Source organism: Paragemmobacter straminiformis (genome assembly GCF_014243445.1).
Taxonomy (GTDB): Bacteria; Pseudomonadota; Alphaproteobacteria; order Rhodobacterales; family Rhodobacteraceae; genus Paragemmobacter; species Paragemmobacter straminiformis.
Genome location: NZ_JACLQD010000002.1, coordinates 732,173 through 746,774, shown reverse-complemented (window position 1 = coordinate 746,774; position 14,602 = coordinate 732,173). Strand labels below are relative to the sequence as shown.

The window sequence follows — 14,602 nt, the reverse complement described above, 5'->3', positions numbered from 1 at the left end:
GCGCGGCTTGCATCGCCCGCCGCCTCTCCCTAGCCTTGCAAGCCAGCCTCGGGAGAGAAAGATGACCGCCCAAGACCGCACCGTTTTCCTGTCGGATTATCAGCCCTTTACCCATCTGGTCGAACAGGTGGCGCTGACCTTCCGCCTGTCGCCCGGCGCAACGCGCGTCACAGCGCGCCTGTCGCTGGCCCCCAACCCCGCCCGCGCGGGCAGACAGGACCTGCGGCTCGACGGCGAGGGACTGACGCTCCTCTCGCTGCGGCTGAACGGTGCCCCGCTCGCGCTGACCCCTGACGAAACCGGCCTCACCATCCCCGCAGGCCTGCTGCCCGATGCGCCCTTCACCGTCGAGACCGAGGTCGAGATCGCGCCCGAGGCCAACACCGCCCTCGAAGGGCTTTACATGTCGCGCGGCATGTATTGCACCCAGTGCGAGGCCGAAGGCTTCCGCAAGATCACCTTCTACCCCGACCGTCCCGATGTCATGGCCCGCTTCCGCGTCCGCATCGAAAGCGACCTGCCGGTGCTTCTGTCCAACGGCAATCCCGCAGGGCAGGGGCCGGGCTGGGCCGAATGGGACGACCCATGGCCCAAACCCGCCTATCTTTTCGCCCTTGTCGCGGGCGATCTCGTCGCCCATTCGGCCCCCTTCACCACCGCCTCGGGCATGCCCGTCGCCCTCAACATCTGGGTCCGCCCCGGAGATCAGGACCGCTGCGCCTATGCGATGGACAGCCTGATCCGCTCGATGCGCTGGGACGAACAGGTCTACGGGCGCGAATATGACCTGTCGGTGTTCAACATCGTCGCGGTCGACGACTTCAACATGGGCGCGATGGAGAACAAGGGGCTGAACATCTTCAACTCCAAATTCGTCCTCGCCTCGCCCGAAACCGCGACCGACGACGATTTCGGCCGGATCGAGGCCATCATCGCGCATGAGTATTTCCACAACTGGACCGGCAACCGCATCACCTGCCGCGACTGGTTCCAGCTTTGCCTGAAAGAGGGGCTGACCGTCTTTCGCGACCAGCAATTCACCGGCGACATGCGCAGCCATGCGGTCAAGCGCATCGAAGACGTCCTCCTCCTCCGCGCCCGCCAGTTCCGCGAGGATGGCGGCCCGCTCGCCCATCCCGTCCGCCCCGACAGCTTTGTCGAGATCAACAATTTCTACACCGCCACGGTCTATGAAAAAGGGGCCGAGGTCATCGGCATGCTCAGGCGTCTGGTGGGCGATGCCGATTACGCCCGCGCGCTCGACCTTTACTTCACCCGCCACGACGGCGACGCCGCCACGATCGAAGACTGGCTCAAGGTGTTCGAGGATGTGACGGGACGCGACCTCGCGCAGTTCAAACGCTGGTACACCGAAGCCGGAACCCCTGTCGTCAAGGTGACCGAGGATTGGGACGGCGCCACCTATTCCCTGACCCTCAGCCAGACCAACCCGCCCACGCCGGGCCAGCCCGAAAAGGCCCCGAAACTTATCCCCGTGGCGCTTGGCCTGCTCAATCCCAATGGCGATGAAATCCTGCCCACCACCGTGCTGGAACTGGCCGAACCCACCCAGACCTTCCGCTTCAAGACGGCAACACGCCCCGTCCCCTCGATCCTGCGCGGGTTTTCGGCCCCCGTGGTGCTGGAACGGCAGGTCACCCCCGAGGAACGCGCTTTCCTTCTGGCCCATGACACCGACCCCTTCAACAAATGGGAGGCGGGCCGCGCCCTTGCCAAGGATGTTCTCGCCCGCATGGTGACCGAAGGCGCGTCCCCCGGTCCCGACTGGCTGGATGCGCTGGCCCGTGTCGCCTTTGACGAAACGCTCGATCCCGCCTTCCGCGCGCTGGCGCTGCGGCTTCCGGCCGAAGATGACATGGCCGCCACATTGCATGCGGCAGGAATAGCGCCCGATCCCGCGCGCATCTGGGCCGAGCGGCGGCGCATGGCCGAAGCCGTGGCCCGCCATCTGGCGCCCCGCCTTCCCGCGCTGATCGACAGCCTCGCGGAACCCGGTCCCTTCACCCCCGACGCCCGCGCCGCAGGCCGCCGCGCCCTGCGCCTCGCGGCCCTGTCGCTGCTCTCGCGCGTCGATGGCGGCACCGCCGCCGCCGCCGCCCACGCCGGTGCCGACAACATGACCGAAGAGATCGGCAGCCTCGCCTGCCTGCTCGACATCGGTCAGGGCGCTGCCGAGCTTGCGCGCTTCGAGGGGCGCTGGAGCCATGACCGCAACGTCATGGACAAATGGTTCGCCCTGCAAATCGCCTATGCCGCCCCCGACCTTGCGGCCCGCGTCACCACGGCGCTGACCGCCCACCCCGCCTTCGACTGGAAGAACCCCAACCGCTTCCGCGCGGTCATCGGCGCGCTTTCGGCCAATCACGGCGGCTTCCACCACGCATCGGGCGCGGGCTACCGGCTCGTCGCCGACTGGCTGCTGCGCCTCGATCCGCTCAACCCGCAAACCGCAGCCCGCATGTCGACCGCCTTCGAGACATGGCCGCGCTACGACACCGCCCGCCGCGCGCTGGTGCAGGGGGAACTGGCCCGCATGGCCGGAACCGCAGGGCTGAGCCGCGATCTTGCGGAAATGGTCGCCCGCATGCGCAGCGCCGGCTGATACAGCGATTTTTCTGCGAAAAATCCCGCGCCCCTTCTGCAATGGCCCGCCCTCTGGCAAGGGTCGAGTTCGAGTATTTGGGCAAGGCTGAAAGGGCAGGCACCGCTTGCCGCTTCAGCCTTGCCCAAATACTCCGGGGGGAATCGGCCAAGGGCCGATGGGGGGCTGGCCCCCCGCGCTTTGGCAGGCGTGGCCGTCCGGCCAAAGGACAGGGCAGATTTTTCGCAGAAAAATCGTCGTCGGGTCAGATGGTGCAATAGGGCTGGGCGCGGGTCCATGCCGACATGGCGGCCCGTTTGCCCGCGTCACGAAGCGGCATCCAGTCGCGGCCTGCGCCCTGATGGCCCGAGCCTGCGACCACGCCGTCGCTTGCGACCGCATTGGCCACGATCTTTGCCGCACAGGCAAGGTTTCCGGCCCCGTCCTTCAGCTCTGCCGCCGTATCCGCCTCGCAGCCATGCTGGTCTGCGGTGCGGGGGGAAATCTGCATCACGCCGATATAGCGCCCGCCGCCGCCCGCCGCCTGCGGGTTCCACGAGGATTCATAGCGCGCCACCGCCGACATCAGCCCCGCCCAGAATGCGCGGCGTTCCTGGACCGAGGCGTTCTCGTATCCCGGACACCAGCCTTCGATATCCGCAGGCACCGAATCGGCAAGGGCATCATCTTCCTGGGCCAAGGCCACAAGCGTCTTGCCCGTCCAGCTCTTGCCCTCGGGGCGCACATCCCATTGCATCGGCGGCGTCACGCCACTGGTCGACAGCTGCGCCGTGCCAGCCTCCATGCAGCCCGAAAGCAGGGCAGCGGCAAGAAGCGTAAGCAGGGTGCGGGATGTGGTCATGAACCTGTCAGCGGCAGCGATGCGTCCTTGCGCAACCCGTGCCTGATGCCAAGCGCGGGCTTGTCCTGTCCACCTTGCTGAACCGCCTCCCCCCGCTTTCGGCGTAAATCCGCCATCCAAAGCCGCCGCCTGCGGCCCGCTCCTGCCGCAACCGCGCCCCGCTTGCGCCCTATTCCGCCTGTAAAACCGCAGGATATCCGTGTTTCCAGTACCGAGTTCCCATGCGCCGCCACCGATATCACCTGCGCCCCTTCCAGCGCCTGCGTGCCGCTCTCGCGGGCGTGGTCGATCTGGTCCTGTTCCTCGTCCTTGTCCCCGTCGTGCTGATTCTCGCGCGCCGCGACCCCGTCAGGCCCCCGCTTTCGCCACAGCGTCTGCGCCAAAGCCCGCTTGAAGACGCAAGCCATCGCGCCTAGACAGTCGGTCAAAGGACCGAAAGGACTGCGTCAGATGCTCGACCTCGCTTACGAGACCCCGAAACCCAAGGTGATCGCGGGCGCGACCGGCGATTGGGAACTGGTGATCGGTATGGAAATCCATGCGCAGGTTGCCTCGAACGCCAAGCTGTTTTCCGGTGCCTCGACACAGGTCGGGGCCGAGCCCAATTCCAACGTGGCCTTCGTCGATGCCGCCATGCCCGGCATGCTGCCCGTCATCAACGATTTCTGCGTCGAGCAGGCCGTGCGCTCGGGCCTTGGCCTCAAGGCGCAGATCAACCTGACCTCGGCTTTCGACCGCAAGAACTACTTCTATCCCGACCTGCCGCAGGGCTACCAGATCAGCCAGCTCTACCACCCCATCGTGGGCGAGGGCGAGGTGCTGGTCGAGATGTCCCCTGGCATCGCCCGCCTTGTGCGGATCGAACGCATCCACCTCGAACAGGACGCGGGCAAGTCGATCCATGACATGGACCCGACCATGTCCTTTGTCGATTTCAACCGCACCGGCGTCGCACTGATGGAGATCGTCAGCCGCCCCGACATCCGCGGCCCCGAAGAGGCTGCGGCCTATGTCGCCAAGCTGCGCCAGATCCTGCGCTACCTCGGCACCTGCGACGGCAACATGCAGAACGGCAACCTGCGGGCCGATGTCAACGTCTCGGTCTGCCGTCCGGGCGCCTACGAACGCTATCAGGCGACGCAGGACTTCGGCCACCTCGGCACGCGCTGCGAAATCAAGAACATGAACTCGCTGCGCTTCATCCAGGCCGCCATCGAATATGAGGCGCGTCGCCAGATCGCCATCCTCGAAGACGGCGGCAAGGTCGATCAGGAAACCCGCCTCTACGATCCCGACAAGGGCGAGACGCGGTCGATGCGCTCGAAGGAAGAAGCCCACGACTACCGCTACTTCCCGTGCCCCGACCTTCTGCCGCTCGAGATCGAACAGGCCTGGGTCAATGACATCGCCGCCCGCATGCCCGAACTGCCCGACGCCAAGAAGGCCCGCTTCATGGCCGATTTCGGCCTGACCGATTACGATGCCAACGTGCTGACCGCAGAACTGGAAGCCGCCAGCTTCTTTGAATCCGTGGCCAAGGGCCGCGATGGCAAGCAGGCCGCGAACTGGATCATCAACGAGCTGTTCGGCCGCCTGAACAAGGAAGGCCGCGCCATTTCCGAAACGCCGGTTTCGGCGGCGCAGCTGGGCGGCATGCTTGACCTGCTCGCCAAGGGCGAGATCACGGGCAAGATGGCCAAGGACCTGTTCGAGATCCTCTGGACCGAAGGCGGCGATCCGGCCGAGGTTGCGGCAAGCCGTGGCATGAAGGCCGTGACCGATACCGGAGCCATCGAAAGGGCGCTTGACGATCTGATCGCGGCAAACCCCGATCAGGTGGAAAAGGCCAAGGTCAATGCCAAGCTCGCGGGCTGGTTCACCGGACAGGTGCTGAAAGCCACGGGCGGCAAGGCCAATCCGGCGGTGGTCAACGCGATGGTCGCGCAAAAGCTGGGCCTCTGACGCCTCGGCCCGCAACGCTTCGGACCAAGGGCGCGCGGTGCCTCTTGGTTCCGCCATTCCGTCAGGTCACGCCCCCGTGTGCCCCCCTTCACAGACCCGCCGCTTGCCGCTACGGTCCGCGCGGGTGAAACAGGGTGTCGTCGATGCAGGCTTATGAATACAAGGTCGTTCCCGCCCCCCGTCGGGGCGAGAAATCGCGCGAGGCGAAAACCACGGGCGACCGCTTCGCCCTGGCGCTGACGGGGTTCATGAACACGCTTGGCCGCGACGGCTGGGAATATCTCCGCGCCGATACGCTGCCCTGCGACGAGCGGAGCGGCCTGACCGGCACCAAGACGACGCAGCACACCCTGTTCGTGTTCCGCCGCCCCTTGGGCGAGGGCGCGGCCACGCGGTCCGAGGCCGAGGTTGCAGCCCCGCCGCGCCTTGGCCCTGCCACCGATGCGCCTTTGGGGGCTGCGCCTGCGGTGAAACTCGACAAGCCCTGATCAGCCGCGCGCGGCTTTCAACGCCAAGGGCAGCATTTCGGCCAGCACCGCCAGATCGGCCTCGCGCCCGCAGGAAATGCGGATGCAGCGGTCTAGCGGGGCCACCCCCGGCATGCGCACGAACACCCCGCGCTCGATCAACCCGCCCAGAACGCGCCGCGCGAAATCGCCGTCCCGCCCGCAATCCACCGTGACGAAATTGGTGGCCGAGGGCAGGGGGCGCAGCCCGTTCGCACCCGCAATCACCGCGATCCGGTCGCGGGCTTCTACCACCTTGGCCTTCACACCCGCCAGCCATGCCTGATCGGCCAGCGCGGCAATGGCACCCGCCTGCGCCACGCGGCCCAGCCCGAAATGGTTGCGCACCTTGTCAAAGGCGCGGACCAGATCGGGCGCGCCGATGGCATAGCCCACCCGCAGCCCCGCAAGGCCATAGCCCTTGGAAAAGGTCCGCATCCGGATGACGCGGGGATCATCCGCCGCGATCGCCGGAACCGCGCCTGCGGGCGCAAGGTCGGCATAGGCTTCGTCCAGCAGCAAAACGCAGCCTTCGGGCATCGCGGCGACCATCCGCTCGACGGTGGCTGCGTCATGCCAAGACCCCATCGGATTGTCGGGATTGGCGAAATAGACCAGTTTCGCCCCCACCGCCGCCGCTTTCGCGACCAGCGCCTCGGGGTCCTCGCGGTCGTCGCGGTAGGGCACGCGGTGCAGGGTGCCACCAAACCCCGCGACATGGAAATTGAAGGTCGGATAGGCCCCGTCCGATGTGACGACCGCATCCCCCGCACCGACGAGAAGCCGCACCAGATAGCCCAGCAGCCCGTCGATCCCCTCGCCCGCGACGACATGGGCGGGCGTCACCCCGTGATGCGCCGCGATGGCCGCGCGCAATTCATGCACCTCGGGGTCGCCATACATCCACGCGTCGCCTGCCGCCTGCGCCATGGCCTGAACCGCATGGGGCGAGGGGCCGAAAAGCGATTCATTGGCCCCGAGCCGCGCGCCGAAGGCTCGCCCCATGCGGCGCTCCTGCGCCTCGGGCCCGACAAAGGGGACGGTGGCGGGAAGCGAGGCGGCAAGCGGGGTGAAGCGGGGTCCGGTCATGGCCGCAGGGAAGCGCGGCTTTGCGCAAAGCGCAAGGGGGGCCGGGTTTTGCGCGAAAACTTCGCGCAACATTCCCTTTGCAGGGGGCCATCCAAAGAAGATTTTTCGCCGAAATAATCGCCCGCGCGGAAGTTTCGCGGAAAACGCCTTGCCCCTTATCCGCCCATGAATTTCCGCCGCGCCTCTTCCGCCATCGCCTGCCGCATCTGCAAATCGGCCAGCTCCGCCATCGCCGCCTTGCGCGCCGCCCCTTCGGGAAGGTCTGCAAGCCGCGCCATCTGCTCGGCCACGCGCTTCTTCAGCACGATTTCTTCCGGCAAGACCCCCGCTTCGGCCATGATGCGGAAACCGACCGCATCGCCCGCGCTGGTAAAGGCATCGCCCGTGCGGTCGGGCAGGGGCTTGCCTTCCCCCGCAAGGCCCTGAAGCTGGCCTTTCAGGCGGGCTTTCTGCATCTGCCGTTCGGCAAGGCGGGACAGCCATGACATTCGCGCCACTCCTTCGGGCCAAGTGTCGCGCTTTGGCAGCACAAAGAAAAGGGGGGCCGCGCGCCCCCCTTCGCCGCAAGCGGCTCATCCCCCCGGGATATGTGCAGACAAGGTATCAGCCGATTTCGGCCAAGCGTTTCAGGGCGGCGTTCAGCTTTGCCGCCTCGTCCTCGCGGGCCTCGAGGTTGCTGCGCGCCTCGTCGACAACCTCTTCGGGGGCCGAAGCCGCAAAGGCGGGGTTGTTCAGCCGCCCCTTCAACCCGCCGATTTCCTTGGCCAGTTTGTCGAGCGTCTTTTGCAGCCGCGCCTTTTCCTCGGCGATGTCGATCACCCCGTCGAGCGGGATGGCAAAGGTTGCCCCCTCGACCGCAAGCGTGATCGCGCCCTTGGGGGCGGTGGCGGCCTCGGTCAGGCTTTCGATGCGGGCAAGCCGCTTGATCAGCGTCTCGTTCCGCGCCCATGCGGTGCGCGCCGCATCGTCCATCGCGGTTGCCAGCATGTCGAGCTTCAGGCCCACGGGAACATGCATCTGCGCCCGGGCCGAGCGGATTTCCTCGATCAGCCCGGTGACCCAGTTCATCTCGCGGTCCGATGCCGCATCGACCAGTTCCGCCCCGAAGGTCGGCCAGTCGCTATGCACCAGCATCTTGGCGCGGCTGCCCGTGGTCGCCCACAGCTCTTCGGTGATGAAGGGCATGAAGGGATGCAGCATCACCATCGACTGGTCCAGCACCCAGCCCATCGTCGCCCGCGTCTCGGCCGCCAGATCGCCGTCGAACAAGGGTTTGGCGAATTCCACATACCAGTCGCAGACCTTGCCCCAGACGAACTTGTAAAGCGCGTCCGCCGCCTGATCGAAGCGATAGTCGGCCATCGCGGCATCGACCTCGGCCCGCACCTTGGCGGTCTCGCCGATGATCCAGCGGTTCACCGTGGCACTGGCCACGGGTGCCGCCGCTTGGGTGGCATGGCCCTCCCAGACGCCGTTCATCTCGGCAAAGCGGCAGGCGTTCCACAGCTTGGTGCCAAAGTTGCGATAGCCCGCGATGCGCTGCGTATCCAGCTTCAGCACGCCGCCAAGGCTTGCCATCGCCGTATTGGCAAACCGCAGCGCATCGGCGCCGTATTCGTCGATGATCTCGAGCGGGTCGATCACATTGCCCAGGGATTTCGACATCTTCTTGCCCTTGGCATCGCGGACAAGGCCATGCAGATACACCGTGTGGAACGGCACCTCGTCGACCACGGCAAGCTGCATCATGACCATGCGGGCGACCCAGAAGAACAGGATATCCGCCCCCGTGACAAGGACACTCGTCGGGAAATAGCGCGCCAAGGCATCGGTCTTTTCCGGCCAGCCCAGCGTGCCGATGGGCCAAAGCCCGGACGAAAACCACGTGTCCAGCACGTCGGGGTCGCGCGTCAGCGCCTTGCCGCCTGCCTTGGCCACGGCATCGGCCTCGGTCGCGGCGCAGTAATGGTTGCCCTCGGCGTCATACCACACCGGAATCTGGTGCCCCCACCACAGCTGGCGGGAAATGCACCACGGCTCGATGTTCTCGAGCCAGTGGTAATAGGTCTTTTCGCCCGACTCGGGGATGATCCTGACCTTGCCCGATTTCACCGCATCGAGCGCGGGGCCGACGATCTTGGACGTATCCACGAACCACTGGTCGGTCAGCATCGGCTCGATCACCACTTTCGAGCGATCGCCGAAGGGCTGCATGATCTTCTTGGCCTCGACCACCGGCTCGCGGGTCAGGTGTTCGGACCCCGTCTCGGGATCGGTCGATTTCACCAGCACGGTCACGGCAAGGCCCGCCGCGTTGATATCGGCCACCACGGCCTTGCGGGCCTCGAACCGGTCAAGGCCGCGGTATTTCTCGGGAACAAGGTTGAGGCTGTCCACCTCGGCCTCGGTCGTGGCCGAACCCGCCGCGATCTCGCGCGCGCGGGCCACGGCTTCGGCATAGGGCGCCCCGTCCGACCGCATCGCCCCGCGCGTGTCCATCAGGCGGTAGCAGGGCAGGCCCGCACGTTTTGCCACCTGATAGTCGTTGAAATCATGCGCGCCCGTGATCTTGACGGCCCCCGAACCGAAGGTCGGGTCGGGGTATTCATCCGCGATGATCGGGATCAGGCGGTCACACAGCGGCAGATGCACCATCTTGCCGACGATGGGCGCATAGCGGCTGTCCGAGGGGTGGACAGCCACGGCACCGTCGCCCAGCATGGTTTCCGGCCGCGTCGTGGCGATCGAGATGTAATCCCGCGTCTCGCGGAAGGTCACGTTCCCGTCGTCGTCCTTTTCCACGTATTCATAGGTCTCGCCACCGGCCAGACGGTATTTGAAATGCCACATATGGCCCGCGACTTCGGTGTTCTCGACCTCGAGGTCCGAAATCGCCGTCTCGAAATGCGGGTCCCAGTTCACCAGCCGCTTGCCGCGATAGATCAGGCCCTTGTCATACATATCGACAAACACCTTGATCACCGCGTCGTGGAAGTTCCCCTCCTCGCCCGCAGGGGCCTGCGGCGCGCCCGACATGGTGAATGCCTCGCGGTCCCAGTCGCAGCTTGCGCCAAGGCGCTGCAACTGCCCGATGATCGTCCCGCGCGAGGCGCGCTTTTGCGCCCAGACGCGGCCAAGGAACGCCTCGCGCCCCATCTCGCGGCGCGAGGGTTCGCCGTTTCTGGCCATCTCGCGTTCGGTCACCATCTGCGTGGCGATGCCCGCGTGGTCGGTGCCCACCTGCCACAGCGTGTCGTCACCCCTCATGCGGTGCCAGCGCACCAGCACATCCTGCAACGTGTTGTTGAAGGCATGGCCCATGTGCAGCGAACCGGTCACGTTCGGCGGCGGGATCATGATCGAGAACGAAGGCGCCCCCGCCTTGGCATTGGCACCGGCGCGAAAGGCTTTCTCTCCGATCCACTTGGCGGAAATCCGGGCCTCGGCCTCGGCGGCGTTGAAATTCTTTTCCATCGGCATCGCTAGAACCCTCGTGTTTGCGGGGGTTCTAGCGCGCAGCGGGGCCAAGGGAAAGCGGTCAGATCACCGGCAGACCCGACAATCCCTGCCAGAACAGCGCCAGCACCAGGGCCGCGTAAAGCGCAGCCCCCGCCCAGACCGCAGCCCGCCCGCCGCTTCGCCCCGCCATAAGCCAGCCGACCAGCGGCACCCCGTGCAACGCATGCGTGGCGAAGAAATGCGCCACCCGCAAATCGCCCACCTCGCGCGACCAGCCAAAGACTGGCAGGCGGGCGCCCGTCACCGGCGTTCCGACGAAATGCCCCGTCATGTTCGCCATCGTCCCCGCCGTGACCAGCGTCAACCCGAAGGTCAGCCCCAGCCCGAGCACCAGCGACAGGCGCAGCACCGGCTCCATCGCGCGGTTGCCTGCGATCCCGATCCCCGTGCCCAGACTGGCCGAGGTCAGGATCACCGCAAACAGCCCCATCAGCGAATAAAGCGCCCCCCAGACCGGATCAGAGGTGTTGAAATGCGATGCCGTCCCAAGCGCCGCCGCCGCCCCGATCCACAGCAACTCTCCGATGATGGCAAAGACCACCGCCGCATGGTGCCAGCGCCACAGGCGCGAGGCGCGTGTCGCCTCGGGCACCCAGCGGGCAAAGAAGGCCAGCGTGAATAGATAGATCACCAGCGCCGCATGGAATTTCAGCGGCTTGATCCAGACCGCCTCGTCCTGGAACTGCCGCGGGTCCAGCGCCAACGCCACCAGCAAGGGCAGGGCGGCGATCCCGATCAGCAGGCCCAGCCCCGCATAGGCCGGATCGTCCCGCCACAGTCGCGGCGTTGCAAGGGTGGGGGGCGTGTATACCGTCATGGTCTATCCTTTCATCCGCGAACGGGTCAGGCGCAACGCGCCAAAGCACAGGAACCCCGCAGGGCCGAACAGGAAGGTAAGCAGAAGGCAGGGCACAACCTGCCAATGCGGAATGCCCTCGGCCCGCGCCCTGCGCACCTCCCACGCCCCCACGAACAGATCGAAGGCAAGGTAATGCAGCCACCCCGCCAGCAAGAGCCACGGGTCCGAGAACAGCGCCGCCACTTCGGCCAGCGACCCGAAGCCGCCCGCCGTTCCCGCCCAGAAGGCCAGCACAAGGCCCGCATAGGCCACGGCAAAGACCAGCGGCACGACCAGCCCCGCCACCGTATCGGCGATGCGTGGCGCAAGGGGTGCTGCCAGCAGGGCGATCCAGCCCAGCAAGGCCAGCGGGCCCGACAGGGCAAAGAGGGAATCGGGTGTCATCGGCTGCGCTCCCTTATCTTGACAGTGACAAGTTGTGCGGATTCGGCCTGCCGGTCAAGAAAAATCTTTACACCGTCAAGATGGCGTCCTACCCAAGGCGCATGACCGATGAGAAACGATACCACCACGGCGACCTCCGCGCCGCCTTGCTTGACGCGGCCGAGGCCGAACTGGCCGAACGCGGCGTCGAAGGCTTTTCCCTGCGGCAGGTCGCGCGGCGGGCAGGGGTCTCCCACGCCGCACCTGCCCATCACTTCACCGATGCGAAGGGCCTGCTGACCGCGCTTGCGGCCGAAGGGTTCCACCGCTTCCTCGCCGCACAGGCATCGCGCGAGGCGCGGGCCGCGCCCGACCCGCGCGCCCAACTGCTTGCGGCGGGCCTTGGCTATGTCGATTTCGCGCTGGCCCGTCCGGCGCTGTTCCGCCTGATGTTCGGCTCTGACCGCGCCGATTTTTCCAACCCCGACCTCGACGCCGCCTCTGACGCCGCCTACGGCCACCTCATGGCGCAGGTCGCGGCCATCGGCGGCAACCAGACCGATGCCGCCGCCGTCTGGTCCTGTGCCCACGGCTTGGCCGACCTGCTCTCGGCAGGGCGCCTCAAGCCCCTCGGGGGGCTGTCAGCCGAAGCCCGCGACCTTGCCCTCAGCGCCATTCTTACGCGCAGCTTTCCCGCGCCTGCGGGCTAGGCTCCGCCCGGCCCTTGTGCCACCGCCACCGCTCTCCCATATGTCCATGGTGTAACCGGCCCCGTTCGGGCCCATATGAGTGTGCAGATGGCCATAGACATTCCCCCGATCCCCGACCTCGCCGCGATCCTCGAACCGCAGCAGACCGACCGCAACAAGCGCGGCAATTCCCGCAGGGCGGCCATCGTCCTGGGCACGATCCTCATCCTGTCCGACGGGTCGGAATGCGTGGTGGCCGGTTTCGACGCGCAGGGCAGGCCGCTCTGCCACCCGCCGCAAAACTAGACCGCGCGGTCGATCCGCGTCGACAGATGGATCAGGCTTTCCGACGATTTCACCCCCGTCATCTGCCCGATCTGGTCCAGCACCTGATCCAGCACCTGCGTGTTGGGGCAGGCGATCTGCATCAGCAGATCGAAGCGCCCGCTGGTGGTAAAGACCTTCTCCACCTCGGAAATCGACTTCAGCCGCTGCAAGACCCCGGCCTGCGCGCGCGGCTCGATCGACAGCAGAACCGAAGCCCGAAGCCGCCCCTGTTTCGCCCCTTCGCCCAGTTTCAGCGTGTATCCGGCGATCACCCCGCTGGTTTCCAGCCGCTCCAGCCGCGCCTGTATGGTCGAGCGCGCAACCTTTAGTCGCCGCGCCAGTGTCGCCACCGACATACGGGCATCGGCCCCCAGAAGCCCCAGAATGTTGCGATCAAGTTCATCCATACATTTTGCCCGCTTTTTTCGTCATTATAACGACGTTTCGCAGCATTTATACAGTTTTGTCCGGTGAAGTTGTAGCCCATATGCGGCATCCTACGTTGCAGGAAAAGGGCGGCTCATACGCACCTGGCCTGGTTGGAAAAAACCACGCAGGTGCTGCCGTCCCGTTACAGGCAACGGGGGAGGGCTTGCGTCTTGTTGGCAGAAAGGATCACGCCGATGGGACTGTCCAAAACGATCTGGACCAATCCGACCGAATTTCTCCGCAACCAGCAACCGGAAAATCCGGTGCTGTTCTTCTCGCCCTCGGCGCTGCAGGCCGCAGCCCGCCGTTTCATCGACGGATTCCCCGGCATGGTCACCTATGCCGTCAAGTCGAACCCCGGCGAAGAGGTGATCGAAAACCTCGCCGCCGCAGGGATTCGCGGCTATGACTGCGCCTCGGCTTTCGAGATCGACCTGATCCGCCGCCTCGCCCCCGATGCCGCGATCCACTACAACAACCCCGTGCGCGCACGGGCCGAAATCCTGCATGCCGTGGAAAAGGGCGTAAAGTCCTACTCGGTCGACTCGAAATCGGAACTGGCGAAGCTGATCGAACTCGTGCCCACCGCCGATACCGAAATCTCGGTGCGCTTCAAGCTGCCGGTCTCGGGCGCTGCCTATAACTTCGGCGCGAAATTCGGCGCGACCGTCGAACTTGCGACCGAGCTGCTGAAAACCGTGGCCGAAGCGGGCTTCATCCCCTCGATCACCTTCCACCCCGGCACGCAATGCACCGACCCCGCCGCGTGGGAGACCTATATCCGCACCGCAGCCGACATCGCGCGCGACGCGGGCGTCACCATCGCCCGGCTGAACGTGGGCGGCGGCTTCCCCTCGCACCGCCTGTCGGGCGTGCTGCCGCAGCTTGAAGCCACCTTCCAGCTGATCGACCGCGTCGCCACCGAATCCTTCGGCGACGAGCGCCCGCTTCTGGTCTGCGAACCCGGCCGCGCCCTCTGCGGCGATGCCTTCACGCTGGCCGCCCGCATCAAGGCCCTGCGCGACGACACCCATGTTTTCCTCAACGACGGTGTCTACGGCTCGCTCACCGAACTGCCGCTGATCGGCGTCATCGACCGGATCGAGGTTCTCTCCCCGAACGGCGACCGCCGCCAAGGCCCGACCGTGCCGCGCATCGTCTTTGGCCCCACCTGCGACTCGGTCGACCGTCTGCCCGGCGAGGTGCCGCTGCCTGCCGACATCCACGAAGGCGACTATGTCATCGTGCAGGGCATGGGGGCCTATTCGGTCGTCACCAACAGCCGCTTCAACGGCTTTGGCGAGCTTCAGATGGCCACTGTCCTGTCGCTGCGCGTCTGACACCGCAAAGATCCGACTAAATCGCGCCCCCGACTGGACATTTCCGGTCGGGGGC

General features: G+C 66.1%; 14 protein-coding genes. 7 read left to right on the top strand and 7 right to left on the bottom strand.

The window, feature by feature from the left end; all coding sequences use genetic code 11:
- The first annotated feature begins 61 nt into the window (after positions 1-61).
- A complete protein-coding gene (pepN, locus tag H7F16_RS09425) occupies positions 62-2,623 on the top strand; it encodes an aminopeptidase N (RefSeq protein ID WP_185797300.1) in 2,562 nt (853 codons plus the stop codon).
- 244 nt (positions 2,624-2,867) lie between these two features.
- Here pepN and H7F16_RS09420 read toward each other — a convergent pair whose 3' ends face one another.
- Complete coding sequence (locus H7F16_RS09420; protein ID WP_185797299.1) at positions 2,868-3,464, bottom strand: transglycosylase SLT domain-containing protein; 597 nt, start codon at positions 3,462-3,464, stop codon at positions 2,868-2,870.
- A 221-nt stretch (positions 3,465-3,685) separates the two neighbouring features.
- Between H7F16_RS09420 and H7F16_RS09415 the strand changes: the two genes are divergently transcribed.
- From H7F16_RS09415 to H7F16_RS09405, 3 genes are all read left to right on the top strand, one after another.
- The gene (locus H7F16_RS09415; protein ID WP_185797298.1) at positions 3,686-3,880 is read left to right on the top strand and encodes a hypothetical protein; all 195 of its coding nucleotides are present in this window, start codon (positions 3,686-3,688) and stop codon (positions 3,878-3,880) included.
- A 34-nt stretch (positions 3,881-3,914) separates the two neighbouring features.
- Positions 3,915-5,426, top strand: coding sequence for an Asp-tRNA(Asn)/Glu-tRNA(Gln) amidotransferase subunit GatB (gatB, locus tag H7F16_RS09410; RefSeq protein WP_185797297.1), 1,512 nt, complete (start codon positions 3,915-3,917; stop codon positions 5,424-5,426).
- A 143-nt stretch (positions 5,427-5,569) separates the two neighbouring features.
- Positions 5,570-5,914: a DUF4177 domain-containing protein gene (locus H7F16_RS09405; protein WP_185797296.1), complete on the top strand. Its 345-nt coding sequence runs from the start codon at positions 5,570-5,572 to the stop codon at positions 5,912-5,914.
- Here H7F16_RS09405 and H7F16_RS09400 read toward each other — a convergent pair whose 3' ends face one another.
- From H7F16_RS09400 to H7F16_RS09380, 5 genes are all read right to left on the bottom strand, one after another.
- Positions 5,915-7,021: a pyridoxal phosphate-dependent aminotransferase gene (locus tag H7F16_RS09400; RefSeq protein ID WP_185797295.1), complete on the bottom strand. Its 1,107-nt coding sequence runs from the start codon at positions 7,019-7,021 to the stop codon at positions 5,915-5,917. It lies immediately after the preceding gene.
- 155 nt (positions 7,022-7,176) lie between these two features.
- Positions 7,177-7,509 (bottom strand): DnaJ family domain-containing protein, encoded by a 333-nt coding sequence (locus tag H7F16_RS09395; protein ID WP_185797294.1) that lies wholly within the window; start codon positions 7,507-7,509, stop codon positions 7,177-7,179.
- Positions 7,510-7,624: 115 nt separating this feature from the next.
- Positions 7,625-10,501, bottom strand: coding sequence for a valine--tRNA ligase (locus H7F16_RS09390; protein WP_185797293.1), 2,877 nt, complete (start codon positions 10,499-10,501; stop codon positions 7,625-7,627).
- A 58-nt stretch (positions 10,502-10,559) separates the two neighbouring features.
- Positions 10,560-11,357 (bottom strand): hypothetical protein, encoded by a 798-nt coding sequence (locus H7F16_RS09385; protein ID WP_185797292.1) that lies wholly within the window; start codon positions 11,355-11,357, stop codon positions 10,560-10,562.
- Positions 11,358-11,360: 3 nt separating this feature from the next.
- Positions 11,361-11,783: an ABA4-like family protein gene (locus tag H7F16_RS09380; protein WP_185797291.1), complete on the bottom strand. Its 423-nt coding sequence runs from the start codon at positions 11,781-11,783 to the stop codon at positions 11,361-11,363.
- 101 nt (positions 11,784-11,884) lie between these two features.
- Between H7F16_RS09380 and H7F16_RS09375 the strand changes: the two genes are divergently transcribed.
- Both H7F16_RS09375 and H7F16_RS09370 read left to right on the top strand, forming a co-directional pair.
- The gene (locus H7F16_RS09375) at positions 11,885-12,472 is read left to right on the top strand and encodes a TetR/AcrR family transcriptional regulator (RefSeq protein ID WP_206682588.1); all 588 of its coding nucleotides are present in this window, start codon (positions 11,885-11,887) and stop codon (positions 12,470-12,472) included.
- A 75-nt stretch (positions 12,473-12,547) separates the two neighbouring features.
- A complete protein-coding gene (locus H7F16_RS09370) occupies positions 12,548-12,757 on the top strand; it encodes a hypothetical protein (protein WP_185797290.1) in 210 nt (69 codons plus the stop codon).
- Here H7F16_RS09370 and H7F16_RS09365 read toward each other — a convergent pair.
- Positions 12,754-13,185: an Lrp/AsnC family transcriptional regulator gene (locus tag H7F16_RS09365; RefSeq protein ID WP_185797289.1), complete on the bottom strand. Its 432-nt coding sequence runs from the start codon at positions 13,183-13,185 to the stop codon at positions 12,754-12,756. The two genes, H7F16_RS09370 and H7F16_RS09365, sit on opposite strands and share 4 nt — an antisense overlap.
- 216 nt (positions 13,186-13,401) lie before the next feature.
- Here H7F16_RS09365 and H7F16_RS09360 point away from each other — a divergent pair, with 216 nt between their 5' ends.
- Positions 13,402-14,547 (top strand): type III PLP-dependent enzyme, encoded by a 1,146-nt coding sequence (locus tag H7F16_RS09360; protein ID WP_185797288.1) that lies wholly within the window; start codon positions 13,402-13,404, stop codon positions 14,545-14,547.
- Positions 14,548-14,602: the final 55 nt, after the last annotated feature.

Bases quoted from the DNA above. Each gene is read 5' to 3' on its own strand.
- H7F16_RS09405 (WP_185797296.1), top strand. From the start codon at position 5,570: ATGCAGGCTTATGAATACAAGGTCGTTCCCGCCCCCCGTCGGGGCGAG.
- H7F16_RS09415 (WP_185797298.1), top strand. From the start codon at position 3,686: ATGCGCCGCCACCGATATCACCTGCGCCCCTTCCAGCGCCTGCGTGCC.
- pepN (WP_185797300.1), top strand. From the start codon at position 62: ATGACCGCCCAAGACCGCACCGTTTTCCTGTCGGATTATCAGCCCTTT.
- H7F16_RS09395 (WP_185797294.1), bottom strand. From the start codon at position 7,509: ATGTCATGGCTGTCCCGCCTTGCCGAACGGCAGATGCAGAAAGCCCGC.
- H7F16_RS09365 (WP_185797289.1), bottom strand. From the start codon at position 13,185: ATGGATGAACTTGATCGCAACATTCTGGGGCTTCTGGGGGCCGATGCC.
- H7F16_RS09385 (WP_185797292.1), bottom strand. From the start codon at position 11,357: ATGACGGTATACACGCCCCCCACCCTTGCAACGCCGCGACTGTGGCGG.
- H7F16_RS09400 (WP_185797295.1), bottom strand. From the start codon at position 7,021: ATGACCGGACCCCGCTTCACCCCGCTTGCCGCCTCGCTTCCCGCCACC.
- H7F16_RS09380 (WP_185797291.1), bottom strand. From the start codon at position 11,783: ATGACACCCGATTCCCTCTTTGCCCTGTCGGGCCCGCTGGCCTTGCTG.
- H7F16_RS09375 (WP_206682588.1), top strand. From the start codon at position 11,885: ATGACCGATGAGAAACGATACCACCACGGCGACCTCCGCGCCGCCTTG.
- H7F16_RS09370 (WP_185797290.1), top strand. From the start codon at position 12,548: ATGAGTGTGCAGATGGCCATAGACATTCCCCCGATCCCCGACCTCGCC.
- H7F16_RS09420 (WP_185797299.1), bottom strand. From the start codon at position 3,464: ATGACCACATCCCGCACCCTGCTTACGCTTCTTGCCGCTGCCCTGCTT.
- gatB (WP_185797297.1), top strand. From the start codon at position 3,915: ATGCTCGACCTCGCTTACGAGACCCCGAAACCCAAGGTGATCGCGGGC.
- H7F16_RS09390 (WP_185797293.1), bottom strand. From the start codon at position 10,501: ATGCCGATGGAAAAGAATTTCAACGCCGCCGAGGCCGAGGCCCGGATT.
- H7F16_RS09360 (WP_185797288.1), top strand. From the start codon at position 13,402: ATGGGACTGTCCAAAACGATCTGGACCAATCCGACCGAATTTCTCCGC.